This window comes from Mesorhizobium sp. M2A.F.Ca.ET.037.01.1.1, from assembly GCF_003998075.1.
In the GTDB taxonomy this organism is placed as follows: Bacteria; Pseudomonadota; Alphaproteobacteria; order Rhizobiales; family Rhizobiaceae; genus Mesorhizobium.
Map to the genome: position 1 here is coordinate 1 of NZ_RZSA01001770.1, position 493 is coordinate 493.

1 protein-coding gene is annotated in these 493 nt (G+C 56.4%); it reads left to right on the forward strand.

Annotated features, from left to right (window positions below):
- Positions 1-20: 20 nt before the first annotated feature.
- Positions 21-493: ABC transporter permease (locus EOA27_RS39715; protein WP_245491434.1), on the forward strand; the 473-nt coding region annotated here is incomplete at its 3' end.

Sequence of the window (493 nt, forward strand, 5' to 3'; positions counted from 1 at the left end):
TAGTAGCACTGATACTAGCTGTGCCGCTGGGGTTGCTGGCAGCGCATCGAGCGGGGAGCATCGCAGATCGAGCCGTCCTGCTGTTTTGCGTTGTGGGAATGTCGGTCCCGGCCTTTTTGATCGGGTATCTTCTGATTTTCACGTTCGGCGTGCATCTCGGATTGATGCCGGTTCAGGGTTTTGCCGGCATTGACAAAGGAATTCCGGAATTCGCGAGGCATCTGCTCCTGCCGGCGATTATGTTGGGATTTGCGCAGATGGCGTTTATCGGTCGAATTACGAGGGCGAGCGCCATTGAAGTTCTTAATGAGGACTTTGTCCGTGTCGCGCGCGCGAAGGGCCTCGATGAGATCTCGATTGTCGTCCGACACTGCCTCAGATTGGTTGCTGTTCCCCTTGTTACCGTTGTCGGGACGTCCTTCGCCTCAATGCTCGGCGGTGTGGTGATAACCGAGACAGTGTTTGCAATACCTGGGGTCGGGCGCCTCCTCGT